This is a genomic window from Mycolicibacterium aubagnense (genome assembly GCF_010730955.1).
GTDB lineage: Bacteria > Actinomycetota > Actinomycetes > Mycobacteriales > Mycobacteriaceae > Mycobacterium > Mycobacterium aubagnense.
Genome location: NZ_AP022577.1, coordinates 3,005,977 through 3,029,854, shown reverse-complemented (window position 1 = coordinate 3,029,854; position 23,878 = coordinate 3,005,977). Strand labels below are relative to the sequence as shown.

Genomic DNA, 23,878 nt, shown 5'->3' with positions numbered 1-23,878 from the left:
GGATGGTCCCCGACGTGCGGGGTCGGGCGGGACAATGGTCGCGTCATTCGAGCGCCTAAGTGTTCCTCTCGATGCGGCCGATGACGTGCGCCTTCAGCGATACGCTGCCGGACATGTCGCCCGGGACCACGTCCGCAGAGAGCCTGGAGCGCCGTCGGCGGGTGTTGACGGTGGCCGCCCGAATCGGCGCGGTTGTTGCGGCCTTCCTCGGCGCGTTGTCGATGTTCGCCGGCGAGGCCGGCATCTGGATCGGGAGCCTGGCCGTCGTGTGCGCCCCGGTCTATCTGGCGATCCCGAAGTTGTACCGGTTCGGTGAGCTGCTCGCGCCGTTGACCTTCATCGGCATCGCCTACTTCCTGACGACTCTCGTGACGGCCTACGTGGGGCGGGGACCAGGCCAGCAGCTGTACTTCCTTGTCGCCGCGTCGTTGATCGTGCTGGTGCTCGGGATCGAGCACATCGTCGTCGCCTCGGTGGTGGCGGCAGTAGGTGCCGGCATCATCATCGCGCTGCAGTTCCTGGTGCCCGCCGATACCGGGGTGCAGCCGCAGTGGGTCACGACGGTCGGGTTCGTTGCCGCGGTGATTTCGTCGTGGGTCCTGGTGGTCGCGACCATCTGGTACGCGATGCGCGAAATCGACCGCGCAGAAGCGGCTTTGGCGGTTGAATACGGTCGCTCCGAGTCGTTGCTGGCCAACATCCTGCCGGCGAAGATCGCACAGCGGTTGAAGGCTCCACACCGGGACATCATTGCCGACTGGTACGAGGATGCCTCCGTGCTGTTCGCCGACGTTGCCGGATTCACCCAGCGCGCAAGCGATTCCACCCCCACCGAATTGGTCCGGTTTCTTGACGAGCTGTACACCGGACTGGACACCCTGGTCGACCGACACGGTCTGGAGAAGATCAAGACCAGTGGCGATTCCTACATGGTGGTCAGCGGGGTGCCGGAGCCGCGGCCCGATCATCTCGAGGCGCTCGCATCCTTGGCCCTGGACATGGTTGATGTGGTGGCCGCGTTGACGGATCCCAAAGGGCAGCCGGTGCCGTTGCGGATCGGCCTGGCGGCCGGCCCGGTGGTCGCCGGTGTGGTCGGTGCGCGCAAGTTCTTCTACGACGTGTGGGGCGATGCGGTCAATGTCGCGGCGCGGATGGAGACCACCGACGTCGTCGGCCGAATCCAGGTGCCGCAGAACGTCTATGAGCGTCTCAAGGACAGCTTCGTGCTCGAGGAGCGGGGCGCGGTCGAGGTCAAGGGCAAAGGCGTGATGCACACCTGGTATCTGGTCGGCAGACGCTAGCCGGCGGCCTGCTCGAGTTCGTCGAGCGCTTCGCGCGAGTAGACCGCGAGACGCTGCAGGTGAGGCATGGTGTCACGGCAGCCGACGAACCCGAGGATGACTTTGTCGGTGTAGCCGACCACGGTGATGTTCAGGCCGTACCCGTCGCACAAGAAGGAGACCGGGGCGATCAGCTCCAACTGGGCGCCGCCGAGGTATAGCGGCTCTTTGGTCAGCACCACGTTGGACACTGTGAGGTTGAACAACGGCGGAATCTTGGTGAGGGCACCGGTCTTCTGTCCGATGGTCAGTGGCAGCAGACCCATCAATGTGTAGTGGTTCAACGCGTTCGGCGACATCGCGAGCAGTTCCTTCTTGCCGCGCGTGGTCGAGGCGTTGATCACCGCCAGCCGTTCCAGCGGGTCGGATTCCGTTGTCGCCAAAGGGCAGACGAATCCGGCGGCGGCATTCAACGTGTCCTCGTCGCGCTCCCAACCGACCGGCACCGAGGCGGTCAGGGTTTCCTCGGGTAGCTCGCCCTGCTCATCGAGGTAGCGGCGCAGGGCCGCGCCGCACACCGCAAGCGTGACGTCATTGACCGTCGTCTCCGTGGCTTTGGCGATGGCCTTCAGGCGGGAAAGCTCGAGAACCTCGACCGCCAGCCGACGCTGCGGCGTGAGAGTGGCGTTGAACGGCGCCCGCGGGGTGCCCAGCGTGGCGCCCACATGGCTGTTGTCGCCCCCGATCATCCCGACGAGACTCTTCACCAACTCGGCCGAGCCGGTGACACCGTCTGCCGCCCGGTTCCACAGCTCGTACGCGACCGACGCCACCCGGTTGCGTTCGGGCACCTCGGCTTTCGGCCCGGCCTCGGACAGCGGCACGTAGCGGTCGGGCTCGGTGCTCAGCCACTTCTTGATGGTGTTGATCGCGCCCATGCCGTCCACCGCGCAATGGTGGGCCTTGAAGTACATGGCGAAGCGACCGTCGCACAGGCCCTCGATGAAGTGCGCCTCCCAGAGTGGCCGGCGCGTGTCGAGCGGGTGCGCGTGTAACCGGGCCACCAGCGTGCCCAGGTCGGCCTCGCTGCCCGGATACGGCAGCGCGGACAGTCGAACGTGGTACTCCGGGTCGGGGGCGACGGTGCGCCACTCGGGCAGCAGGCCGTCGACCACCTCGCTGTCGAAGGGGAACGGCAGGAACGACAGTCGGGAGAACGCGTCGTAGAGGCTGCGAACGTAGCCGGGGCCGGCGCCGTCCGGCAGCCGGAACGTCAGCAGGGCGCCGATGTGCATCGGCGTCCGGTCGGACTCCATCCGGTAGAACATGGTGTCGACAGCACTCAACAACCGCATGGCAGCACTATGTCAGGTTCGCCAGCCGGAACGCGACGAAATCCACCACCAGATCCACACCCGCTGCGAATTCTTTGTCCCGATCGAATCGGGCGAGAAAAGGTGCGCACGCAACGACTTCCGATAATGAGGAACTTTGGAGTTCCGCCTGCCGGGCGGCGATGTCCGCGGGGTTCGCGCTGCCGAACGTGGGGCCGGCCGACACCTCGCGCAGCAGCATCCCGACGACTGCCGCCACAAGTGCGCGGGTGAGTCGCACGGCTTGCTCGGGGGCGGCGCCGGCCCGGCGCAGTATCGACAGCAGGGCGTCGACGGGTGCGAGTCCGGCCGACGTCGACATCTGCCGGGTCAACACGAGAGTCGCGGCCTCGGGATGTGCGAGTGTCACCCGCCGAAATTCGTAGGCGAGGGCCGTCAGATCCGTCCGCAGTTCGCCGGTGGGTGTCGGCGGCCGCAGCTGCCCGAGCAGATGTTCGGCGACGGCGTCCAGTAGATCGTCCTTGTCGGCGACGTGGTGATACAGGCTTTTCGCGTCGACACCGAGTAGTCGGCTGACCGAGCGCATGCTCACCGCGGCGATGCCGTCATCGTCGATCACGGTCAGCGCTGCCTCGCGAATCGCCGCTCGGGTCAGCTGTGCCAGGGCTTTTGGCGGTCGTCCGCGTCGTGGTGCCGGCGTGACCGCGTTCATGCGCCCCATTCTCGCCCAGACTCTTGCAAATTTCCACACCGTGGGATTAACCTGGCTTAATCCCACGGTGTGGAAATAATCCATCGTTTGAACAGGAGGGCGCATGACGCTGCGCTTCGATATTCCTTCCCTCGAGGTGTTGCAGGCTCGCGAGAAGCTTGTCCTGGACCACTTTCACGATGAGGTCCGCCAGGACTGGGGCGGCGTGCTGGCCACGTTCCCGCATCCGCACTACGAGATCATTCCGACGCTGACGGTCCACGACGGCGACGCCGACGTGCGTGGCTACTATCGCGACACCCGGGTGGCATTCCCTGATCAAGACCACGAGATCATCGCGCTGCGCCACAGTGCTGATGCGGTGATCGTCGAATTCTGGCTACTCGGAACGCATCTCGGCCCGCTGGGCGGCATCCCGGCCACGGGCTCGCGCCACCGCACCCGGATGACGGCGTACTTCGTCTTCGACGAGAACGAGAACCTGGTGACCGAACGCATCTACTTCGACACGCTCACGATGCTGAAACAGCTTGTGGGAGGCCTGAATCTGCGTGATCCGCGAAACTGGCCCACGGTCGTCCGGGGGCTGCGAGGCTTGCTGGCCATGTCCAGTCAGCCCGACGTCCGGCTCATCGACACCCCGCCCGCCGACCTGGCATGAGGGTCCACCACCTGAATTGCGGCACGATGCGACCGCATTTCGTTCCCGACGGGTTGGTCTGCCACGTCTTGCTCGTGGAAACGCCAGGCGGTCTGGTGCTCGTCGATTCCGGTCTGGGGCTGCAGGACGCCGATTCGCCCGCCAGTCGTTTCGGTCCGGCGCGCTTCTACGTGCGCCCGGTGTTCGACCCGAATGAAGCCGCTATCAATCACATTCGCAGACTTGGGTTCGACCCCACTGACGTCCGGCACATCGTCGTGACCCACTTCGACGCAGACCATGTCGGCGGTCTGGCCGATTTTCCCTGGGCTCAAGTGCATCTCACCAACGGTGAGGTATTCGCCGCGTTGCACCCGAAGACCTTGGTGGAGAAGCAGCGGTACCTGCCGGCCGGGCGCGCGCACGGCCCGATCCTCGTCGAGCACTCGCCCGCGGAGGCGGAGTCCTGGCGCGGTTTCGCCGGTGCCAAGGAACTGTCCGAGATCGCCGACGGGATCGTCCTGATCAGCCTGCCCGGCCACACGCGTGGGCACGCCGCGGTCGCGGTCGATGCCGGCAATCGCTGGATACTGCACGTCGGCGACAGTTTCTATCACCATGGTCAGCTCGACGGTAGCGGCACCGCGCCGCGTGCACTGCGGCTGATGGAACGCTCTGTCGCTTTCGACTGGAAGAAGGTTCAGGCCAATCATCATCGCCTGAGCGAACTTTGGGCCGCCGGCCAACCGGACCTGATGATCGTCAACGCTCACGACCCGCAGCTGTTCCGGCGGGCAGCCGGGTAGCTCGGCGGTAATCGGCCGGCCCGGTGCCGAACCATCGGCGGCAAGATCGGGTCAGGACGCTCTGTTCGGCATAGCCCAGTTCGCGAGTGAGGTGGGACAGCGTCATGCTGGTATCGCGAAGGTAGCGCTCGGCAGTTTGGCGACGGACGTCGTCCAGTAACTCGCGAAATGGCAATCCTTCGTCGGTCAGCCTGCGCTGCAAGGTTCGTGGATGCATAGTGAATTGGGCGGCGATCAGCTCCACCGTGACAGTACCGGTCGGTAGAAGCTGGCGAACCATCGTGCGCACCGACTGAGAGATTCGTGAGTCGCGGGCGGTGATCAGCTTGAGGTATTGCACGGCAGTCTGATTCGCCAGCTGATCATGGTCGAGTGGCTGTGCGAGGTCTGTGGTCAACAAGGTGAATCCGGCTGTCCCCGAGGCGAAGTACGTTGTGCAGCCGAAGTATGTGCGATAGTCGGCTTCCGCGGTCAGCGGTTCGTGAGGGACATGAACATCCAACGGCGCGTAGTCGGCGCCGAGCATGAGTCGTAGTACCCGAAGTGCGACTCCGAGCGTCAGCTCGATCGATTGTGGGATCGGCGGCGACCCGTCGAGCAACAAACGGAACTCAAAGAACGCTCGCGTTGGGTCGTCCAGCGGCGTAACGGTCGCGGAAATCGCCGGACTGTAGGCGGCCATGAAGTTTTCGAAGATGGTGAAGGCATCCGCGACGGTCGCCGTAGTCCGCGCTGCGACGCCGACGGGCCCGAGGATCTCGATGCCCTGGCGCTGAGCGAGCAAGCGCCCGAAATTCGGTGTCGCAGTCGCGGTTGCGGCTGATTCAACCGCCGCGACCACGCTTCGGAATGGTACGAAGAGGTCATACATGCCGACGTCTTCGGGCCGGATGCCGGCAGAGCGCAGCAGTTCGAGCGGATCGCCGCCCAATTCACGTACCAGCCGCGGATAGTTCGACAGCGACGTTCCTCGTACCACGGACATGGCACTAAATGTCAAAGATTCGTCGTGAAGTGTCAAGACTGCGGCGGGGTCGGCGCGGGATCGTGAACCACGACATCAAGGAGATTCGAATGAATACCACGGTAGAAACCACACCCGAACAGTTCGCGACCCTGATGGCGCGGCCCACCGATGCTCCGGTGGTGATGGTGAATCTGCTGCAGTTCAAGAAGCCGGGAGGGATCGAGCGCTACCTGCAATATGGGCGGGATGTGGCCCCGCACCTCGAGCGCGTCGGTGCCTGCGTCGTCTACGGCGGCACCGCGCCCGCGGTCGTCATCGGCGACGGTGAACAACCTTGGTGGGACGCGATCTTGATCGTCGAATACCCCACGCCGGCAGCATTTATCGAGATGGTCACCACCGACGAGTACGCCAAGGTCCACGAGCATCGGGCCGCAGCGCTCGACCGGGGCGATCTGATCGCCACGTCGATGTGGTCGCTCGCTGATCAGGCGAGCTAGTGCTCAATCATCACGCCCGGCTTGTACGGCTGCAGCGGCCGCTGCCGGACGAATGTCGGCCACCAGAACCACGGACCCAGTAGCCGCACCAGACACGGCACGATGAAGGACCGGACGACCAGCGTGTCCAGCAGCAGACCGATGCAGACGGTCGAACCCATCTGGCCGATGGTGCGCAGATCGCTGGAGAGCATGGCCAGCATGGTGAACGCGAACACCAGACCGGCCGATGTCACGACACCACCGGTGCTGCCCAGCGCGCGGATGAGTCCAGTGTTCAGACCGGCGTGAATTTCTTCTTTGAGTCGGGCGACCAGCAGCAGGTTGTAGTCCGAGCCGACGGCCACCAGCACGATGAAGGTCAGCGGCAGGATCAGCCAATGCAGATGGAGGCCGATCAGGTGTTGCCAGATGAGCACCGACAACCCGAAGGCGCCGGCATAGGAGAAGGCCACGGTGCCGGGAATGACCAAGGCGGCCACCAGGGATCGGGTGATGATCATCATGATCAGGAAGATCAGGACGAAGGCCGCGATGGCCGCGATCATCAGGTCGTTCTTCGAGTACAGCTGGATGTCCTTGTTGTTGGACCCCGAGCCACCGATGTAGATCTTCGACCCGGCCAGCGACGTTTCCTTGAGCGCGATCTTGATCGCGTCGGGGAACTGTTCGACGTGCTCGATGCCCTCTGGCCCCATCGCATTGCCCTCGTGGGTGACGATGAAGCGCGCGGCATGGCCGTCGGGCGACATCATCAGTGCCATACCGGTTTTGATGTCGTCGTTGTCGAACGCTTCGCGCGGGATGTAGAAGAAGTCGTCACTGCGTGACGCGTCGAAGTCGTTGCCGACGTTGATCATGTCGTCGAAGGTCTGGTCGGTGTTCTTGTTCTGAATATCGGTGGGGCCGTAGTTGTTGACGATCAACGCCAGTAGTGCCTGATTGTCGGACACCGTCTGCCGGAGCAGTGAGACCATCTGCGGCATCAGGCTGTCGATCACCTGGAACGAGCCGACTGCCTTGCCGATGTCGGCGGCCAGGTTGTCGACCTTGTCGATCACGTCGAACAGCGACCGGAACGACCAGCACACCGGAATATCGAAACAGTGTGGCTCCCAATAGAAATACGCACGGAGCGGGCGCATGAAGTCGTCGAGGTTGGCGACCGCGTCACGCATGTCGTTGGTGACCTGCTCCATGTCCTCCAGGGTCAACACCGTGTTGTGCAACTCGTCGGCGAGTCGCTGGGTCAGATCGGCCGTCTTCTGCAGCACCTCGATGCTGTGCGCGGTGATCTTGGCCTGTTTCGCCGTGTTCTCGTTGTTGTGCTGGGTGAACGGCAACTGCTGGCCATTGCCGCTGCCCTGCGTCGTGAAAAGGTAAGGGATGGAGGCATGCTCGAGGGCCCGGCCCATGGGGCGGGTGATGCTCTGCACCATTGCCACGCCGGGCAGCCGAATCAGCGCCTTCGCCACGCGGTCCAGCGAGATGAAGTCCGCCGAGTTGCGCATGTCGTGGTCGGCCTGGACCATCAGCATCTCGCTGAACAGCTTGCTCTTGGGGAAGTGCCGGTCGGCGGCCTGGAATCCCTGATTGGCCGGGGCATCTGACGGCTGGTAGGTGCGATCGTCGAAACTGACCCGGTACGTCGGGACGAACACCGCGCCCGCCGAGACGACCGCGACGCTGGCCACGAGGATCGGCTTGGGCCACCGCACGACGGCGGTGCCGATGCGGCGGTACAGCTTTGCCCTGACCGCTTGCTTCGGGTCGAAGAGGCCGAACAGGCTGCCGACGCTGAGCAGCGCCGGTCCGATGGTCAGCGCGCCTGCGATGGTGATCAACATACTGACCGCCACGGCGGGACCCATGGTGTGGAAGTAGTTGAGCCTGGCGAACGTCAGACATGCGCAGGCGCCCGCGATGGTCAGTCCGGAGCCGACGATGACGTGCGAAACACCCTTGTAGGCGGTGTAATACGCGTCTTCACGACTCTCGCCGGCCAGGCGGGCTTCGTGATATCGGCCGATGAGGAAGATGCCGTAGTCGGTGCCCGCGCCGAGGGTCAGTGAGATGACCATGTTGGTGGCGAAGGACGACAACGGGATGACGCCGTAGTGCCCGAACGCGGAGATCACGCCCTTGACTGACAGCATCAGCAGGATCACCCCGAAGAACGGCACCAGCATCGTGACGACGGAGCGATACACCAGCAAAAGCATGAAGATGATCAGGAACATCGTCGCGATGGTGATGTTGTTCAGGCTGGAGTTGGCGATCAGGACGGTGTCGGCGGCGAGCGGCGCCGCGCCACTGACGTAAACCTTCAGTCCGGCAGGCGGATTGGAGGTGTCGACGATGTGCCTGACGGCGTTGACCGAGTTGTTGGCCTCCATCTGCCCGATGTCACCGGCCAGGCGGAGCAGGACGTAGGCGGATTTGCCGTCGAGGCTCTGCGCGCCGGCTGCGGTGATCGGCTTGCCCCAGGTGTCCATGACGTACTGCACGTGAGTGCTGTCCGCCTTGAGCGTGCGGACCAGGCCCGCGTAGTAGTCGCGGTCCTGTTCGGTGAGGCCACGGTCGGCCTCCAGCACCAGCATGGTCAGGCTGGTCGAGGTGGACTCGTGGAATTCCTTGCCGATGGTCAGCATCGCCACCTGCGACGGTGCGTAGGTCGGCACCATCGGGCCGGCGAGTTCCTGGGCGACGTCTTCGATTTTCGGCACGAAGGTGTTCGTGACCACCGCGAGCAGAGCCCAGAAGACGATGATCGGGATCGCCAGCAGGCGAACCATTCTGGGGACGAAGGGCCGCTTTGGCGCGCTGTGTGCGGGCCGGGTGATCGGGGCGGTGTCGGTGTCGGTCACGCGGACTTCACCCGGCAGGCGACGTCGGCGTTGCCGTGATCGTCGGATTGTTCGTCGCGGACAACGTCATTCACTTTCATTCGGCAGCCGACGCTACCGCCGTGCACCTGGACCGAGATGCTGCCGGAGACCACGGTGAGCGTGGTGGTCTCGGTATGCGACCACGGCAGTTCGGTTAGGTCGACCGTGTGCGGGTGGCCGCTGATGTCGATGTAGGACAACAGGCCGCCCGAGCCGAGGTTGCCGAACACCTCATAGGTGAGTGTCTTCGGCGTGAACTCCGGTGGCGCCTGCGGCGGGTTGACGGCCAGGACGGGTCCTGGCTCGGAGAACTCGTGCACTTTCACCATGCATAGGACCCCGACGCCGATCGCGATCAGGGCGACCACCGGCATCCAGGCGCGGGCAAGAAACCGTCTACCGGCAGAGCGCTGGCTCACTCGATCACCTTTCGACAGGGACGTCATATATCAATTAGATTGAGATGAGTCGGCGTAAACGCTATCAGTCAATCGACAACGGGGGAATTTGAGATATTCCACAGCGCGAAAAGGAGTGGTGAGAGCGTCCAGCTAATTCCCAGAATCGATCAGGGTCACCTGGGGGAGACGCCTTTTCAGCTTGATCACGCGGAAGATCTGGGTGGTGACATTGATGGACGAGAGCATTGCGATGATGCCGAGGAAGGTGCGCTCCGATGGCGTGGCGCCGTGCAACTGTTCCAAGCTGCCGAGTACGTAGAAGCAGCCCAGCGAGAAGATCGTGAGGGGAATCGCAAAGGTCAACAACGTCCGCTGGTTGTCGATCACCTGGGTGGCGTACTCGAGTTCCGCTGCCGTCATCGGCTGGCGCTTGCGTACCTTGCCCAGCACCGTCTGCTTGGCCCGAACGTCCTCCGCCATCGGCAGTTGCGGTTGTTTTCGCAGGCGCTGGATATAGAAGAACATCACCGTTGCGCCGAATAGCAAAGTCAACAGCGCGACGTCGGCCAGCTTGCCGAACAGGTGCCAGTCGGTGCCGAGGAAGTTCCAATCCATTCGAGCACTCCTTCGCAGTTCTGGATGGGCGGGACGTTACCTCAGCTAACTGGCAATGCGCGCCTGGTGTCAACTCGATTGACATGAGGTCTTGATGCCGGACCATCGATGGCACAGACTGGCGGTGATGACGCACGTGCAGACGGTCAGGGGCCCGTTGCCAGTCGACCAACTCGGGGCCACGCTCATGCATGAGCATGTGTTCATCCTGGGCGACGAAATCCGGCAGAACTTCCCGGACTATCCGTCGCCGTGGGATGAGGAGGTCCGCGTCGCGGACGCGATAGACCAACTGCGCCAATGCAAATCGCGGGGTATCGAGACCATCGTCGACCCCACGGTGATCGGCCTGGGCCGCTACCTGCCGCGCATCCAGCGGATCAACGAGCAGGTCGACATCAACATCATCGTGGCGACCGGCATCTACACCTACAACGACGTGCCGTTCCAATTCCTGCACAACGGCCCGGGCCTGCTCTTCGACACCCCGGAGCCCATGGTCGAGCTGTTCGTCAGAGACATTCGCGAGGGCATCGGTGGCACCGGGGTCAGGGCTGCGTTCCTGAAATGCGCCATCGAGCGCCAGGGGCTGACGCCAGGTGTGGAGCGGGTGATGCGCGCGGTCGGTCAGGCGCACGTGCAGACCGGTGTACCGATCACCGTGCACACCGACGCACACGGCCGCTCCGGTCTCGTCGCGCAGCGGGTTTTCGCGGAGGAGGGCGTCGACCTGACGAAGGTGGTCATCGGACACTCCGGGGACAGCACGGATCTGGACTACCTGTGCACGCTCGCCGACGCCGGGTCCTACCTCGGCATGGACCGGTTCGGACTCGACATCCTGCTGCCGTTCGAGCAGCGGGTCGACACCGTCGCAGCGATGGCCAAGCGCGGCTACGCCGAGAAGATGGTGCTGGCGCACGACACCGCGTGTTTCATCGACTGGTTCTCACACGAGGGAAAACTGGCTGCGGTGCCGAACTGGAAACTGACACACATCAGTGACGACGCACTGCCTGCACTGCGGCGACGTGGCGTCACCGACGAACAGATCACCACCATGCTGGTGGACAACCCGCGCCGGTATTTCAGCGATGCGCCTGTTGCTGATCGCTGACACCCACGTGCCCAAGCGGGCCCGGGACATGCCGGCCCGGGTCTGGGATGAGGTGGCCCGGGCCGACGTGGTGGTGCACGCCGGAGACTGGGTGGATGTCGCGCTGCTCGACGAACTCGAGCAGCGGGCCACACGGCTGGTCGCGTGTTGGGGTAACAACGACGGCGCCGAGCTGCGCGCCCGGCTGCCCGAACGCGCCGACGTGACGCTCGACGGCGTCCGGCTCACCGTCACGCATGAGACCGGTGCGTCGGCCGGCCGCGACGCCCGCATGGCCCGGCTGTACCCCGACACCGACGTTCTGGTGTTCGGGCACAGCCACATTCCCTGGGACAGCTCAGCGAGTACGGGACTGAGGCTGTTGAATCCGGGCTCACCCACCGACCGGCGCCGTCAGCCGCACTGCACGTACATGACCGCGACGATTGACCACGGTGTTCTCGCGGAAGTGGTGTTGCACGCGCTGTGAGGTGGAAAGGTGGTGGATATGGAGCAGAAGCCGCCCACAGCCGCCATCGCCGCTGCCAACCGCGCGCACATCCACTCGCTGCCATTCGGGGACACCCGGGATTTCGATGACGCCGACCGCGGCTTCATCGCCGCCCTGGAGCCGTGCGTCGTCACCGCTGCCGACGGAAGAGTGGTGTGGGACAACGACTCCTACAGCTTCCTGGGCGGTGACGCCCCGGACAGCGTGCATCCGAGCTTGTGGCGCCAGTCGCAGCTGTGCGCCAAGCAGGGCCTCTACGAGGTGGTGCCGGGCATCTACCAGGTCCGCGGTCTGGACCTGTCGAACATCAGCTTCATCGAGGGCGACACCGGCGTCATCGTCATCGACCCGCTGATCTCCACCGAGACCGCGGCCGCGGCCCTCGCGCTGTACCGCGCGCACCGCGGCGAGCGCGAGGTCCGCGCCGTGATCTACACGCACAGCCACGTCGACCATTTCGGCGGCGTGCTCGGCGTGACATCCCAGGCCGACGTCGATGCCGGCAAGGTCGCGATCCTCGCGCCCGAGGGCTTCACCCAGCACGCGGTCCAGGAGAACGTCTACGCCGGAACGGCAATGGCACGGCGGGCCGGCTACATGTACGGGGCTGCGCTGGACCGGGGTCTGCAAGGGCAGGTCGGCTGTGGTCTGGGGCAGGTCGGGTCGACGGGCGAGGTCGCGTTGATCGTGCCGACAGTCGATATCACGGTCACGGGTGAGACGCACACGATCGACGGCGTCGAGATCGAGTTCCAGATGGCGCCGGGCACCGAGGCGCCGGCCGAGATGCACTTCTATTTTCCGCAATTCCGCGCGCTGTGCATGGCCGAGAACGCCACCCACAACCTGCACAACCTCCTGACGCTGCGCGGAGCGCTGGTGCGGGACCCGCACGGCTGGGCCGGCTACCTCACCGAGGCCATCGACACGTTCTCGGGCCGGACCGACGTGGTGTTCGCGTCCCACCACTGGCCCACCTGGGGACAGGACAACATCGTCGAGTACCTGTCGCTGCAACGGGATTTGTACGCCTACCTGCACGACCAGACGTTGCGTCAACTCAATCAGGGCTACACCGGCATCGAGATCGCCGAAACCTTCCAGATGCCACCGGCGTTGGAGAAGGCCTGGCACACCCACGGCTATTACGGCTCGGTCAGCCACAATGTGAAGGCGGTCTACCAGCGCTACATGGGCTGGTTCGACGGCAATCCGGGACGGCTCTGGCAGCACCCGCCGGCCGCATCAGCGTCCCGCTACGTGGCAGCCATGGGCGGCATCGACCGAGTGGTCGAGCTGGCGCAGACCGCGTTCGACGAGGGTGACTTCCGTTGGGCGGTAACCTTGTTGGATCACGTCATCTTCACCGACGAGAACCACGCGGCGGCCCGGGACCTGTATGCGGACGCCCTGGAACAGCTGGCCTACGGCGCCGAGAACGCGGTGTGGCGCAACTTCTTCCTGTCCGGTGCCACCGAACTGCGGGTCGGCAAGTTCGGCACCCCGACCCAGTCCGCATCACCGTCGATGTTGGCGCAACTCACCCCCGACCAGATGTTCGACACCCTCGCGATCAACGTCAACGGCCCGCGGGCCTGGGACCTGAACCTCGCCATCGACGTGACGTTCCAGGACGTGGCGGTGAACTACCGGCTGGCGCTGCGGAACGGAGTGCTCGTGCACCGCCGGGTCGCTGCCGATCCGGCCACTGCGCACGCCACCGTCACGCTCGTGAACAAGTTGCGGCTCTTGGCCTTTGCGGCCGGCGACACCAGTTCGCCAGGTGTCGAGGTGGCCGGTGACACCACGGCGCTACCGACGCTGCTGAGCGTGATCGACCGGCCCGACCCGGCGTTCAACATCATCACGCCGTAGCCGGGCCGGTCGACGCGTCAGTCGGTGGGCACCCAGTTGCCGTGGAATCCTGCCGGCACCCGGTGCGGAATCTTGATGCTCGCGACGTCATCGAGGGTCTGCGCGTCGACGATCGCCAGCTCGCTGCGGTCCGTCGCGGCGTCGTAGACGAAGCCCATCAGCACCCCGTCGTCCTCGGCGGCCGTCGCCGACGACGGGTGGAAGACGAACTCGCCCAGCTCTTTCCCGGCGCCGAAGTGGCGGGTGGCGGTGTTGCCGCCGACGAGGTCGTGCTTGAGCAGGGTGTCGCTACCGCCCGCGCCCTCACGGACGGTCGGCGCGTAGCCGTAGCGGTGACGTTTGCCGGTCAAGCGTTCGTCGACGCGGGGGAACTCCTGTGGATGGTCGTCGAACCGTTCTTCTCGGACCTTGCCGTCGCCCAGGTCGACAGTCCAGCGTTCCAGGGTCGGCGATCCCTCGTTCGGTCCCAGCTGATCGGTGTCGAACATTTTCGGGTGCCTTACGACGTCGAGGACGATGGTGTTGTCGTCGGGGGAGTCGTAGGCGTTCATGGGGTGGAACACGTAGCACGGCTCGACGTCGAACCAGCGGACGTCGGAGTTGCCGCCGTCGCGCGGCATGACGCCGATTCTGGCGGGGTACTTGGGGTTCCACGAGTAGGGCATCCGCCGGTCCCGGGAGTTGAGGTTCGGCTGGCGCGCCGTCACCGGATCGGGGATCTTGACCCGACCGATCAACGAGGACAAGACAAGTCGCGCGGGCAGGCGCAGGGCGCGCGGTACCGTCATCTCCGTGGCGATGCCGACGTCGAAGGTGACGGGCAGGTCGTAGAAGATCACGTGCCGCTCGGTGAGGGAGAAGTCGTGCATCATCGGGCTGCCGTGCACTTCGACGTCGACGGTGCGCTTCGCCCGCCCGTCGGTGCCGATCACCGAGTACTGCACGGTGTTGCCGCGGGTGAAGCTGTACGAAACCGCGTGCAGTTCACCAGTTTCCGGGTCGCGTTTGGGGTGTGCGGTGTAGCCGCCGCTGAGCGTGCCGTCGAAATCGCACACACCGACGGTGTCCAGCTCGTCGGTCAGTTCGTAGTTGGCCAGACCGCCTTCTACCAACGCCAGGGTCTTGCCGCCATGGCCCAGCACATTGGTGTTGGCGCCGATGCCCGACGGGCCGAAATGCCCGGCGGGTGCGGGTTCGCCGAGTGCGCGCGCCGTCATCGGGCCGCGCACCCAGCGATTGCGGTACCACTCGGCCTTGCCGTCGCGGATGCGGATGCCGTGGACCATGCCGTCGCCGATGAACCAGTGATACAGCTCGGGGTCGACCTCGCCGATCGGGTTGGGGCCGTTGCGTAGATAGCGACCGTCGAGGTAGTCCGGAATCGTGCCGGTGACGGCCAGGTCGGTCAGGGTGTATTCGTCGTGCAGTGGCGCGAACGCGCCTTCCAGATAGCGGTTGGTCATCCCAAACCTCCATAACAGTGTTATTAGCTGCGGTTACTGGTATAACACTGTTATGGACGGTGTGCAAGGGTGAGCGACGAAATTCGCCGGCAGTTGGTGGACGCCGGCATTGCGATCTTGGAGCGTGACGGCCTCCAGGCATTGAGCGTGCGCAAGCTCGCCGCAGAGGTCGGCACATCAACCATGGTGGTGTACACCCACTTCGGGTCGATGACCGGTGTTGTCGATGCCCTGTCGGCCGAGATCTTCGCCCGGTTCGGCGAGGCGCTCGCGTCCGTACCGCACACCGATGATCCGGTGGCGGACTTCTTCTCGATGGGCGCGGCCTACCGCCGGTTCGCGCTGAAGAATCCGCAGCACTACCAACTGATGTTCGGTACCGCGGTACCCGCTTCGCTGTCGAGCAGCCGCACGGATTTGACGGTGACCGGCCATGCCACGTCGCGCGACGCGTCATTCCAGACGCTGTGTGCATCGGTACGTCGGATGGTCGATGCCGGCCGCATCCGCGGTGACAGCGAAGCCGCTGTCGCAGGACGAATCTGGAGTATCTGCCACGGGGCGGTGACGCTCGAGATGGCGGGGTTCTTCGGCACGGAAGGTCATGGCCTCCGCGAAATTCTCGGCCCGCTGACCGTCGACTTTCTTGTCGGAATGGGTGACGACCGGGACCGCGTCAACGCGTCACTCGCCACCGCGGCCGCAGCTCTGCTCGCGAGTGGCCACCTGTGAGCTAGGCGAACCCGCCGTCGGCGCGCAGGATGGACCCGGTGGTGAAACTGGACGCGTCGGACATCAAAAATAGTGCGGCGCCGACGATTTCGCGGGGCCGGCCCGCACGCTGCAGAGGCAGGGAGCGGAAGGCATCCGCCGTATCCTCGCCCCAGGCCTTGCTGATGTCGGTGAGAAACGGCCCGGCCATCAGGGTGTTCACCCGCACTGTCGGGCCGAACGCCTTCGCGAAACCCTCTGTGAGCGTGTTCAATCCGGCCTTGGCGGCGGCGTAGGGCAGCATGTAGGCATCCGGGCGCAATGAGCCCGACGAGCTGATGTTGATGATCGACCCGCCGCCGTCGGCCACCATTCGCTCACCGATCAGCGCTGACAATCGGAACGGCCCCTTGAAGTTCAGGTTCACCACCGCGTCGAAAAGCTTCTCGGGCACCGAGCCCAGTGACTCGTACAACGGGGACATCCCGGCGTTGTTCACGAGTACGTCGACCTTGCCGAAGCGCTCGTAGGCGGCATCGACCAGACCGTCGAGCTCATCCCAGCGTCCGACGTGCACCTGGTGTGCCAGTGCGGCCCGTCCGGTTGCCGCGACGATCTCGTCGGCAGTGGACTGACACGACTCCAGATTCCGGCTGGCGATGATGACGTCGGCGCCGCAGCGGGCCGCGGCGAAGGCCATCTCCCGGCCGAGCCCGCGGCTGCCTCCGGTGATCAGAACCACCCGGTCGGTGAGGTCGAAGAGTTCGTCGGCATACCCCATGGCTTTATGGTGACACGGTGCAATTGCTTCTGATCCGCCACGCCCTGCCGCTGCGCAACGAGCCCGGCGAAGGCGCCGACCCCGACCTGTCGGAGGAAGGCATCGCGCAGGCGATGCGGCTGCCCGACGCCCTCAAGCGGTACCCGATCGCCAGGCTGATCAGCAGCCCGCAGAAGCGCGCCATCCAGACCGGTCAGCCGGTGGCCGACGCGCTCGGGCTGGCCATCGAGGTTGATGACCGGTTGGCCGAGTACGACCGGGACATGGAGCAGTACATCCCGATCGAGCAGATCGCGGCCGAGCGCCCGGAGGAGATGGCCCGGCTGATGACCGGTCACCTGCCCAGCAGTGTCGATGAAGAGGCGTTCCTGGCCCGCATCACCGAGGCCGTCATGGATATCGCGAGCGAGGCCGAGGCCGACGACACCGTCGCGATCTTCAGCCATGGCGGCGTGATCAACGGCCTGCTGCACGACATCGTGCCGACCGAGCGCATCCTGTCGTTCCAGGTCGATTACACCGGCATCACTCGGCTGCTGGCCTCGCGCACCGGCCGGTTGGCGGTCGCCGGAGTGAACAGCGTGGACCACGTGTGGGACCTGCTGCCGCGCAACCAGCGGTGGTAGACAGGTCGGGTGGCAGGCGAGCGAAGCGACGGGAGAAGATGTGACGAGCCTCGACGGCCTTGACCTGACCGCCCTCGACCGACATCTGCGCGAGATCGGGGTGGCCCGCACCGGTGAGCTACGCGCCGAGCTGATCGCCGGGGGCCGGTCGAATCTGACGTTCCTGGTGTTCGACGACGCCGCCAAGTGGGTGCTACGCCGGCCGCCGCTGCACGGCCTCACGCCCTCGGCGCATGACATGGCCCGCGAGTACAAAGTCGTTGCCGCCCTTGAAGGTACGACGGTGCCCGTGGCCCACCCGGTGACGATGCGGGGCGACGACTCGGTGCTCGGCGCGCCGTTCCAGATGGTGGAATTCGTGCCCGGTCGCGTGGTTCGGCACTCGGCCGAGCTCGACGCGCTGGGGGACCAGCAGACCATCAACGCGTGTGTGGACGCGTTGATCACGGTGCTCGCCGACCTGCATGCCCTGGACCCCGAGGCCGTCGGGCTCGGGGACTTCGGGAAGGCCAATGGGTACCTGGAGCGGCAGGTGCGGCGCTGGGGTTCGCAGTGGGATCTGGTGCGGCTGCAGGACGATTCGCGCGATGCTGATGTGCGCCGGTTGCACGGCCTGCTGGCTGAGAAGCTGCCGCCGCAGAGCCGCAGCGCGATCGTGCACGGCGACTACCGCATCGACAACACCATGCTCGACGCCGTCGATGCCACCAAGGTTCGGGCAGTGCTGGACTGGGAGATGTCGACGCTGGGCGACCCGCTGTCCGACGCCGCGCTGATGTGCGTCTACCGGCACCCGATGTTCTCCATGGTGCATGCCGACGCGGCCTGGTCCTCGGACAAGATTCCGCAGATGGACGCGCTGGCCCAGAAGTACGCGGTCGCCGCGGGACAGTCGTTGGATCACTGGGAGTTCTATCTGGCGCTGGCGTACTTCAAGCTCGCGATCATCGCGGCCGGCATCGACTTCCGCGCCCGGATGGCCGCCGGTGCGGCGGGCCACGACGACCCGGTCGGGGAAGCCGTCGCGCCGCTCATCGCCGCCGGACTCGCGGTCCTCACCTAGCGCGCGGTTCCCACTACCGCGAGTGTGCGTGTTTGTCCGCGACACTCCGTGAATTTTGTGCGGGAGCGTCACGCTCGCAGCCGTTGAGTATGACGTTTTTGCACACCGGGGGCGGCGTGTCGGGGGCAGACACGCACGCTCGCGGGAGAAAGTTAAAGCCCGGCCTTGAGGTTCTTTCGCGCGGCCAGGCGGAGCTGCAGGATCCGGATGCTCGCCACCGCGAAGGTCAGCAGACCGCCGGCGATGGCCGAAAGCAGGATCGCCACACCCTTCTGGATCGTCAACTGCCAGCCGAACAGCCGCAGCGTGACGTCATCGCCGTTTTGCAGGACGAAGACCAGCAGCAGAATGAGGATCAGGAAGCCGAGGACCAGCGCCGACCACAGTGCTGCGGTACGGGTGAATTTGACCGCGGACTTGGGCGCCTTGGCGGGGGACGAGCCCGACTTGGGGGACTCGGGCGTCGGCGGTTCGGCGTGGGTTAGGTGCGGCCTTGGCCGTTGGCCCGGTCGGCTCGGGGGTCGACGCGTGATCGCTACTCATACGGTCCATCTTGACGGTTATGGGGCCCGGATGCTGGGAACTGCGGCACCAATTTTCGAATAACGCTAGGGTCGGCCTCAGTGCACGACGCCGAGAGGACGTTCGGATGGAGTTTCGGGGAGCCGGGGTGCGCGCTGCCGCACCCCGCCGACTTCTCGCTGCTCTGGCCCTGCTGCTCGCTGTCCTGTTGACCGGGTGCGGCAGTGCCAATCCCCTCGGCGGGGGCAGCATCTCGGGTGATCTCAAGTCGATCGTGGTGGGGTCCGCCGACTTCCCCGAGTCGAAGATCATCGCCGAGATCTATGCGCAGGCGTTGGCAGCCAACGGCTTTACCGTCGCCAAGCAGTTCGGCATCGGTAGCCGGGAGACCTACGTCCCTGCGGTGAAAGATCATTCGATCGACCTCATCCCCGAGTACACCGGCAACCTGCTGCAGTACTTCGACCCGAAGACCACGGCCACCGCCGCCGATGACGTCGAATTGGCGCTCGCCCGAGCGCTTCCGGGCGATCTGTCGATCCTGACTCCCTCCCCGGCCGCCGACACCGACACCGTGGCAGTGTCGGCGGAAACCGCCAAGAAGTGGAATCTGAAGACCATCGGTGATCTGGCCGGGCATTCGGCCCAGGTGAAATTCGGTGCGCCGTCGGAGTTTCTGCAGCGGACCGAGGGCCTGCCCGGATTGAAGGCCAAGTACGGCCTCGATATCGCACCGGCCAACTTCATCGCCATCAGTGACGGTGGGGGACCGGCCACAGTCCGGGCCTTGGTCGACGGAACCGTCACCGCGGCAGATATTTTCAGCACCTCACCGGCCATCGTGCAGAACAACCTGGTGGTGCTCGACGATCCGAAGCACAATTTCCTGGCCGCCAACGTGGTGCCGCTGGTGGCGTCGCAGAAGAAGTCCGATCTGCTGAAGACCGTGCTGGACTCCGTCAGCGCGAAACTCACCACGAAGGCGCTCATCGACATGAACACCGCGGTGTCCGGCAACGGCGGCGTCGACGCGGATCAAGCCGCGAAGAAATGGGTGCAGGACAACGGGTTCGACAAGCCGGTGGGCCGATGATCACGTTCGACAAGGTCACCAAGAGCTACGGCAATGCCGTCGCCGTCGACGAGCTGAGCCTTGAGATCGCCGAGGGCGCGCTGGTGGTGTTCGTCGGGCCGTCCGGCTGCGGCAAGACCACCTCCATGCGGATGATCAACCGGATGATCGACCCCACCTCGGGGACACTGACCGTCGACGGTGCCAACGTTGCCACCGTCGACCCGGTACGGCTGCGACTCGGCATCGGGTACGTGCTGCAGAGCGCCGGGCTGATGCCACACCTGAAAGTGGTGGACAACGTCGCCACCGTGCCGGTCCTGAAGGGCGAATCCCGCCGTAGCGCAAGGAAAAAGGCGCTGGGCGTTTTGGAGCGCGTCGGGCTCGACGTCAAGCTCGCCGACCGCTACCCAGCCCAGTTGTCGGGCGGGCAGCAGCAGCGGGTCGGGGTGGCCCGGGCGCTGGCCGCCGACCCCCCGATCTTGTTGATGGACGAGCCGTTCAGTGCGGTGGACCCCGTCGTCCGTGAAGAGCTGCAAGCCGAAATCCTCAGGTTGCAAAGCGATCTGCGCAAGACCATCGTCTTCGTCACCCACGACATCGACGAGGCAGTCAAACTCGGCGACCGTGTCGGGGTGTTCGGACCTGGTGGCAGCCTGCAGCAGTACGATGCGCCACAACGCCTGTTGTCCAACCCGGCCAACGCATTCGTCGCGGGGTTCGTCGGTGCCGACCGTGGCTACCGCGGCCTGCAGTTCCGTGACACCGACGGACTCCGGCTCCGCGACATCCGCACGGTCGCCGAGCCGGCGGTCGACGCGTTGGAACTCGACGGCGGCCAATGGGCCCTGGTGGTGAACGCCGACGGCAGCCCGTACGCATGGATCAACGCCCACGGGGTGGGCCTGCACCGCATCGGAAAGTCCTTGTACGACAGCACCATCGCGGGTGGTTCGCTGTTCCGGCCCGATGGCACCCTGCGGCTGGCACTCGACTCGGCGTTGTCGTCACCGTCCGGCCTGGGGGTTGCGGTCGACGAACGGGGCCGCGTGGTCGGCGGCGTGAGCCTCGACGACGTCATGGCATTGGTCAAGAAACGTAAAGATCACCAATGCGATACTTGCTGACCCACCTCGAGACCGCATGGGTGCTCACGCAGATTCACCTCCGGCTGGCCCTGCTGCCGCTGCTGATCGGGGTGCTCATCGCCGTGCCGCTGGGCGCTTATGTACAGCAACGGCCACGGCTGCGCCGGGTCAGCACCATCACGGCCAGCATCGTCTTCACCATCCCGTCGCTGGCGCTGTTCGTGGTGCTGCCGTTGGTGATTCCGACGCGAATCCTCGATGAGGCCAATGTCATCGTCGCGCTGACCCTGTACACCGTGGCACTGCTGATGCGGACGGTGCCCGAGGCGCTCGACGCCGTGCCGGCGGACACCCGTGAGGCAGCCACCGCCGTGGGCTATCGGCCACGCACGCGGCTGTTGAGAGTCGAACTGCCGCTGGCGATTCCGGTTCTCACCGCCGGTATACGCGTGGTTGCCGTCACGAACATCTCGATGGTGTCGGTGGGGTCGGTGATCGGCATCGGCGGGTTGGGTACCTGGTTCACCGAGGGATATCAAGCGGACAAGAGCGACCAGATCATCGCCGGCATCATCGCGATCTTCGTGCTGGCGGTGGTGGTCGACATGGTCATCCTCGCCGTCGGCCGGCTGGCCACCCCGTGGACCCGGGCGAAGGCTCCGGCATGAACTTCCTGCACCAGGCCCTGGTCTACATCTTCACCGCGGCCCACTGGACCGGTCCGGCAGGGCTCGGCATGCGGATGCTGGAACATCTCGAATACACCGGCATCGCGGTGCTGTGCAGTGCACTCGTCGCCGTTCCGGTGGGCATGTACGTCGGGCACACCGGTCGCGGTACGGCCCTGGTAGTGGGCGGGGTCAACGCCCTGCGTGCACTGCCCACCCTTGGAGTCCTGCTGCTCGGCGTCCTGCTGTGGGGCCTGGGCCTGCTGCCGCCGACCGTCGCCCTGATGCTGCTGGGCATCCCACCGCTGCTCGCGGGGACGTACGCCGGTATCGCCAACGTCGATCCCGTGGTGGTCGACGCCGCTCGCGCCATGGGCATGACCGAACGTCAGGTCCTGCTGCGCGCCGAGGTACCGGGCGCGCTGCCGCTGATCATCGGCGGCCTGCGGACCGCGACGCTCCAGGTGGTGGCCACGGCGACCGTCGCCGCGTACGCCAGTCTGGGCGGGCTGGGCCGGTTCCTGATCGACGGCATCAAGGTGCGCCAGTTCTATCTCGCGCTGGTCGGGGCACTGTTGGTGGCCGTCCTCGCCCTGGCTCTGGACGCCGCCTTGGCGCTGGCTGGGCGGGCATCGCGGCCCGGTCCGTCCTCCAGTCGCAATCGTGACTACGACGGCGGGCCTTCGTCGCCTACGGTATACGGGTGAGCGCAGCCCAGTCCGATGCCACCGAACCCGCCTGGCCGGCGATTCTGACCTGGCGCGCGCAGGATGTATCGCGCATGGAGTCGGTCCGGGTCCAGTTGTCCGGCAATCGGATCAAGGCCTATGGCCGGATCGTGGCCGCTGCCACCGAGATTCATCCCGCGTTCAGCGCGTCCTATGACCTGGTCACCGACGAGAGTGGCGCGACCAAACGCCTGTCCCTCACCGTCACTCTCGCGCAGCGCGAGCGGCAGCTGTCCATCGCGCGCGACGAAGAGAACATGTGGCTGGTGCAGGATCACCAGAACCAGGCCCGTCGGGCGGCCTACAACGGCGCGCTGGACGTCGACGTCGTTTTCAGCCCGTTCTTCAACGCGCTGCCCATCCGCCGTACCGGGCTACACCACCGGACCGCGTCGGTGTCGCTACCCGTCGTCTACGTCCGGGTGCCGGATCTGACGGTCGAACCGGTCACGATCGGATACACGGGCGCCGGTCCCGGCCAGCCGATCAAGCTGGACTCGCCTGTCGCCGACACCTCGATCACCGTCGACGACGACGGATTCATCCTCGGCTACCCCGGACTGGCAGAGCGGATCTGATCACCCCACCGGCCCGGCCCTGCGCGGCCAGTTCCTCGCGCCAGCCGTCGGCCCCGATGGTCGTCGTCATGATCTGCGGGCGGTGGAAGTTGTCGTAGCGGACCCGGGCGGCATGGCCGCCTTCGACCAGTTCGGCCACCGATTGGGCCTCGACCAGCGACGACCGCGCTTGGCTCAGCAGCTCCAGGGTGCGGTCCAGCATGACCGTCAGCTCCGTGGCGTTCGCCTCACACATGGCCCGGACCAGGTCGGGTGCGGTGGCCGCGACTCGGGTGCCGTCCCGGAACGACCCCGCGGCGAGGGCGAAGGCCAGCGGAACCTCGCCGGCCGTCGCGGCCAGCGCCTCGGCCAGCAGGTGCGGCAGGTGCGAGATGGCGGCGGCCGCGGCGTCGTGTTCGTCGGAGCGGGCCGGGACGATCACCGCGCGGCAGTCCAGCGCCAGTTGCATCACCTGTGCCCACACGTGGGGGTCGACGTGGTCGTCGACGCTCAACACCCACGGTGCCCCGACGAACAGTTCGGCAGTCCCCGCAGCCCAGCCGGAATGCGCGGTACCGGCCATGGGGTGGCCGCCCACGAAGTTGGCCAGCAGTCCGTACTGCCGAACCTGTTCCAACACATTGCCTTTGACGCTCACGACGTCGGTGAGCGGGCAGTCCGGGGCGGTGTCGCGGACGTGTTCGAGCATGATCGGCAGCGCGGGCACCGGCACCGCCAGGACGATGAGGGCCTCACTCGAAGCGGCGCGTTTCAGGGCGGCGGTGAGGTCGTCGGTCGCGTCGAAGCCGTCGGCAGCCGCGCACTTGACCGCGTCGATCGAACGGTTGTACCCGAAGACCTCGCGGCCTGCGGCCTGGCCGGCTCGCATCAGCGAACCGCCGATGAGTCCCAAACCGAGCACGCACACCGGAGTCGTCACCTTCCAAGGTTGGCACATGGCCCGGTTCGGGTAC

Annotated in this window: 25 protein-coding genes; 15 read left to right on the top strand and 10 right to left on the bottom strand. The window is 65.5% G+C overall.

All coding sequences use genetic code 11. The annotated features are described in order from the left end of the window. The first annotated feature begins 113 nt into the window (after positions 1–113). Positions 114–1,301, top strand: a complete 1,188-nt coding sequence (locus G6N59_RS14800) for an adenylate/guanylate cyclase domain-containing protein (protein ID WP_234884437.1) — start codon at positions 114–116, stop codon at positions 1,299–1,301. Here G6N59_RS14800 and G6N59_RS14795 read toward each other — a convergent pair. Both G6N59_RS14795 and G6N59_RS14790 read right to left on the bottom strand, forming a co-directional pair. After that, positions 1,298–2,635, bottom strand: a complete 1,338-nt coding sequence (locus tag G6N59_RS14795; RefSeq protein WP_138233008.1) for a WS/DGAT/MGAT family O-acyltransferase — start codon at positions 2,633–2,635, stop codon at positions 1,298–1,300. The two genes, G6N59_RS14800 and G6N59_RS14795, sit on opposite strands and share 4 nt — an antisense overlap. 7 nt (positions 2,636–2,642) lie before the next feature. Continuing rightward, on the bottom strand, positions 2,643–3,326 hold the full coding sequence (locus tag G6N59_RS14790; RefSeq protein ID WP_138233007.1) for a TetR/AcrR family transcriptional regulator: 684 nt from the start codon (positions 3,324–3,326) through the stop codon (positions 2,643–2,645). 103 nt (positions 3,327–3,429) lie between these two features. Here G6N59_RS14790 and G6N59_RS14785 point away from each other — a divergent pair, with 103 nt between their 5' ends. Both G6N59_RS14785 and G6N59_RS14780 read left to right on the top strand, forming a co-directional pair. After that, on the top strand, positions 3,430–3,987 hold the full coding sequence (locus G6N59_RS14785; protein ID WP_138233006.1) for an ester cyclase: 558 nt from the start codon (positions 3,430–3,432) through the stop codon (positions 3,985–3,987). Further along, on the top strand, positions 3,984–4,772 hold the full coding sequence (locus G6N59_RS14780; RefSeq protein WP_138233005.1) for an MBL fold metallo-hydrolase: 789 nt from the start codon (positions 3,984–3,986) through the stop codon (positions 4,770–4,772). Before G6N59_RS14785 ends, G6N59_RS14780 begins: the two co-directional genes overlap by 4 nt. Here G6N59_RS14780 and G6N59_RS14775 read toward each other — a convergent pair. Next, on the bottom strand, positions 4,729–5,757 hold the full coding sequence (locus G6N59_RS14775; protein WP_138233004.1) for an AraC family transcriptional regulator: 1,029 nt from the start codon (positions 5,755–5,757) through the stop codon (positions 4,729–4,731). The two genes, G6N59_RS14780 and G6N59_RS14775, sit on opposite strands and share 44 nt — an antisense overlap. Before the next feature lie 89 nt (positions 5,758–5,846). On the opposite strand from G6N59_RS14775, the gene G6N59_RS14770 reads away from it, so the two are divergent. After that, the gene (locus G6N59_RS14770; protein WP_138233003.1) at positions 5,847–6,239 is read left to right on the top strand and encodes a DUF1330 domain-containing protein; all 393 of its coding nucleotides are present in this window, start codon (positions 5,847–5,849) and stop codon (positions 6,237–6,239) included. On the opposite strand, the gene G6N59_RS14765 is transcribed toward G6N59_RS14770, so the two are convergent. The 3 genes from G6N59_RS14765 to G6N59_RS14755 form a co-directional block, all read right to left on the bottom strand. Next, positions 6,236–9,034, bottom strand: coding sequence for an MMPL/RND family transporter (locus G6N59_RS14765; protein ID WP_138233309.1), 2,799 nt, complete (start codon positions 9,032–9,034; stop codon positions 6,236–6,238). The two genes, G6N59_RS14770 and G6N59_RS14765, sit on opposite strands and share 4 nt — an antisense overlap. A gap of 68 nt (positions 9,035–9,102) precedes the next feature. After that, the gene (locus tag G6N59_RS14760) at positions 9,103–9,501 is read right to left on the bottom strand and encodes an MmpS family transport accessory protein (protein WP_163912014.1); all 399 of its coding nucleotides are present in this window, start codon (positions 9,499–9,501) and stop codon (positions 9,103–9,105) included. Between the two features lie 177 nt (positions 9,502–9,678). Next, entirely contained in the window at positions 9,679–10,143 is a 465-nt protein-coding gene (locus G6N59_RS14755) for a hypothetical protein (RefSeq protein WP_138233001.1), read from the bottom strand. A gap of 127 nt (positions 10,144–10,270) precedes the next feature. Here G6N59_RS14755 and G6N59_RS14750 point away from each other — a divergent pair, with 127 nt between their 5' ends. Genes G6N59_RS14750 through G6N59_RS14740 form a run of 3 tightly spaced genes read left to right on the top strand, consistent with a single transcriptional unit; the run spans position 10,271 to position 13,625 of the window. Beyond that, entirely contained in the window at positions 10,271–11,260 is a 990-nt protein-coding gene (locus G6N59_RS14750; RefSeq protein WP_138233000.1) for a phosphotriesterase family protein, read from the top strand. Continuing rightward, a complete protein-coding gene (locus G6N59_RS14745; RefSeq protein WP_138232999.1) occupies positions 11,238–11,729 on the top strand; it encodes a metallophosphoesterase family protein in 492 nt (163 codons plus the stop codon). Before G6N59_RS14750 ends, G6N59_RS14745 begins: the two co-directional genes overlap by 23 nt. An 18-nt stretch (positions 11,730–11,747) precedes the next feature. After that, positions 11,748–13,625 carry an alkyl/aryl-sulfatase gene (locus G6N59_RS14740; RefSeq protein ID WP_138232998.1) on the top strand — a complete coding sequence of 626 codons (1,878 nt, stop codon included), beginning with the start codon at positions 11,748–11,750 and terminating at the stop codon, positions 13,623–13,625. Between the two features lie 17 nt (positions 13,626–13,642). Here G6N59_RS14740 and G6N59_RS14735 read toward each other — a convergent pair whose 3' ends face one another. Further along, positions 13,643–15,088, bottom strand: coding sequence for a carotenoid oxygenase family protein (locus G6N59_RS14735; RefSeq protein WP_138232997.1), 1,446 nt, complete (start codon positions 15,086–15,088; stop codon positions 13,643–13,645). Between the two features lie 69 nt (positions 15,089–15,157). Here G6N59_RS14735 and G6N59_RS14730 point away from each other — a divergent pair, with 69 nt between their 5' ends. Next, complete coding sequence (locus G6N59_RS14730) at positions 15,158–15,820, top strand: TetR/AcrR family transcriptional regulator (protein WP_138232996.1); 663 nt, start codon at positions 15,158–15,160, stop codon at positions 15,818–15,820. A gap of 1 nt (position 15,821) precedes the next feature. Here G6N59_RS14730 and G6N59_RS14725 read toward each other — a convergent pair whose 3' ends face one another. Further along, on the bottom strand, positions 15,822–16,580 hold the full coding sequence (locus G6N59_RS14725; protein ID WP_138232995.1) for an SDR family NAD(P)-dependent oxidoreductase: 759 nt from the start codon (positions 16,578–16,580) through the stop codon (positions 15,822–15,824). A gap of 17 nt (positions 16,581–16,597) precedes the next feature. On the opposite strand from G6N59_RS14725, the gene G6N59_RS14720 reads away from it, so the two are divergent. Both G6N59_RS14720 and G6N59_RS14715 read left to right on the top strand, forming a co-directional pair. Beyond that, the gene (locus G6N59_RS14720; protein WP_138232994.1) at positions 16,598–17,206 is read left to right on the top strand and encodes a histidine phosphatase family protein; all 609 of its coding nucleotides are present in this window, start codon (positions 16,598–16,600) and stop codon (positions 17,204–17,206) included. A 40-nt stretch (positions 17,207–17,246) separates the two neighbouring features. Further along, on the top strand, positions 17,247–18,269 hold the full coding sequence (locus G6N59_RS14715) for a phosphotransferase family protein (protein ID WP_138232993.1): 1,023 nt from the start codon (positions 17,247–17,249) through the stop codon (positions 18,267–18,269). A gap of 152 nt (positions 18,270–18,421) precedes the next feature. Here G6N59_RS14715 and G6N59_RS31595 read toward each other — a convergent pair whose 3' ends face one another. Further along, a complete protein-coding gene (locus G6N59_RS31595) occupies positions 18,422–18,553 on the bottom strand; it encodes a hypothetical protein (RefSeq protein ID WP_341871143.1) in 132 nt (43 codons plus the stop codon). Between the two features lie 365 nt (positions 18,554–18,918). Between G6N59_RS31595 and G6N59_RS14705 the strand changes: the two genes are divergently transcribed. Genes G6N59_RS14705 through G6N59_RS14685 form a run of 5 tightly spaced genes read left to right on the top strand, consistent with a single transcriptional unit; the run spans position 18,919 to position 22,925 of the window. Next, entirely contained in the window at positions 18,919–19,884 is a 966-nt protein-coding gene (locus G6N59_RS14705) for an ABC transporter substrate-binding protein (protein WP_138232991.1), read from the top strand. Continuing rightward, on the top strand, positions 19,881–20,990 hold the full coding sequence (locus G6N59_RS14700) for an ABC transporter ATP-binding protein (protein WP_138232990.1): 1,110 nt from the start codon (positions 19,881–19,883) through the stop codon (positions 20,988–20,990). The genes G6N59_RS14705 and G6N59_RS14700 overlap by 4 nt, the downstream gene beginning before the upstream one ends. Next, a complete protein-coding gene (locus tag G6N59_RS14695) occupies positions 20,975–21,619 on the top strand; it encodes an ABC transporter permease (protein WP_138232989.1) in 645 nt (214 codons plus the stop codon). The genes G6N59_RS14700 and G6N59_RS14695 overlap by 16 nt, the downstream gene beginning before the upstream one ends. After that, positions 21,616–22,326 (top strand): ABC transporter permease, encoded by a 711-nt coding sequence (locus G6N59_RS14690; protein WP_138232988.1) that lies wholly within the window; start codon positions 21,616–21,618, stop codon positions 22,324–22,326. The genes G6N59_RS14695 and G6N59_RS14690 overlap by 4 nt, the downstream gene beginning before the upstream one ends. Then, complete coding sequence (locus G6N59_RS14685) at positions 22,323–22,925, top strand: putative glycolipid-binding domain-containing protein (protein WP_138232987.1); 603 nt, start codon at positions 22,323–22,325, stop codon at positions 22,923–22,925. The genes G6N59_RS14690 and G6N59_RS14685 overlap by 4 nt, the downstream gene beginning before the upstream one ends. Here the strand turns inward: G6N59_RS14685 and G6N59_RS14680 are convergent. Continuing rightward, positions 22,888–23,832 carry a prephenate dehydrogenase gene (locus G6N59_RS14680; protein WP_234884454.1) on the bottom strand — a complete coding sequence of 315 codons (945 nt, stop codon included), beginning with the start codon at positions 23,830–23,832 and terminating at the stop codon, positions 22,888–22,890. The two genes, G6N59_RS14685 and G6N59_RS14680, sit on opposite strands and share 38 nt — an antisense overlap. Between the last annotated feature and the right edge of the window lie 46 nt (positions 23,833–23,878).

What these genes read in the sequence shown, in the direction of transcription:
- G6N59_RS14800 (WP_234884437.1), top strand. Translation starts at nt 114, where the DNA reads ATGTCGCCCGGGACCACGTCCGCAGAGAGCCTGGAGCGCCGTCGGCGG.
- G6N59_RS14795 (WP_138233008.1), bottom strand. Translation starts at nt 2,635, where the DNA reads ATGCGGTTGTTGAGTGCTGTCGACACCATGTTCTACCGGATGGAGTCC.
- G6N59_RS14790 (WP_138233007.1), bottom strand. Translation starts at nt 3,326, where the DNA reads ATGAACGCGGTCACGCCGGCACCACGACGCGGACGACCGCCAAAAGCC.
- G6N59_RS14785 (WP_138233006.1), top strand. Translation starts at nt 3,430, where the DNA reads ATGACGCTGCGCTTCGATATTCCTTCCCTCGAGGTGTTGCAGGCTCGC.
- G6N59_RS14780 (WP_138233005.1), top strand. Translation starts at nt 3,984, where the DNA reads ATGAGGGTCCACCACCTGAATTGCGGCACGATGCGACCGCATTTCGTT.
- G6N59_RS14775 (WP_138233004.1), bottom strand. Translation starts at nt 5,757, where the DNA reads ATGTCCGTGGTACGAGGAACGTCGCTGTCGAACTATCCGCGGCTGGTA.
- G6N59_RS14770 (WP_138233003.1), top strand. Translation starts at nt 5,847, where the DNA reads ATGAATACCACGGTAGAAACCACACCCGAACAGTTCGCGACCCTGATG.
- G6N59_RS14765 (WP_138233309.1), bottom strand. Translation starts at nt 9,034, where the DNA reads ATGGTTCGCCTGCTGGCGATCCCGATCATCGTCTTCTGGGCTCTGCTC.
- G6N59_RS14760 (WP_163912014.1), bottom strand. Translation starts at nt 9,501, where the DNA reads ATGCCGGTGGTCGCCCTGATCGCGATCGGCGTCGGGGTCCTATGCATG.
- G6N59_RS14755 (WP_138233001.1), bottom strand. Translation starts at nt 10,143, where the DNA reads ATGGATTGGAACTTCCTCGGCACCGACTGGCACCTGTTCGGCAAGCTG.
- G6N59_RS14750 (WP_138233000.1), top strand. Translation starts at nt 10,271, where the DNA reads ATGACGCACGTGCAGACGGTCAGGGGCCCGTTGCCAGTCGACCAACTC.
- G6N59_RS14745 (WP_138232999.1), top strand. Translation starts at nt 11,238, where the DNA reads ATGCGCCTGTTGCTGATCGCTGACACCCACGTGCCCAAGCGGGCCCGG.
- G6N59_RS14740 (WP_138232998.1), top strand. Translation starts at nt 11,748, where the DNA reads ATGGAGCAGAAGCCGCCCACAGCCGCCATCGCCGCTGCCAACCGCGCG.
- G6N59_RS14735 (WP_138232997.1), bottom strand. Translation starts at nt 15,088, where the DNA reads ATGACCAACCGCTATCTGGAAGGCGCGTTCGCGCCACTGCACGACGAA.
- G6N59_RS14725 (WP_138232995.1), bottom strand. Translation starts at nt 16,580, where the DNA reads ATGGGGTATGCCGACGAACTCTTCGACCTCACCGACCGGGTGGTTCTG.
- G6N59_RS14705 (WP_138232991.1), top strand. Translation starts at nt 18,919, where the DNA reads ATGGAGTTTCGGGGAGCCGGGGTGCGCGCTGCCGCACCCCGCCGACTT.
- G6N59_RS14700 (WP_138232990.1), top strand. Translation starts at nt 19,881, where the DNA reads ATGATCACGTTCGACAAGGTCACCAAGAGCTACGGCAATGCCGTCGCC.
- G6N59_RS14695 (WP_138232989.1), top strand. Translation starts at nt 20,975, where the DNA reads ATGCGATACTTGCTGACCCACCTCGAGACCGCATGGGTGCTCACGCAG.
- G6N59_RS14690 (WP_138232988.1), top strand. Translation starts at nt 21,616, where the DNA reads ATGAACTTCCTGCACCAGGCCCTGGTCTACATCTTCACCGCGGCCCAC.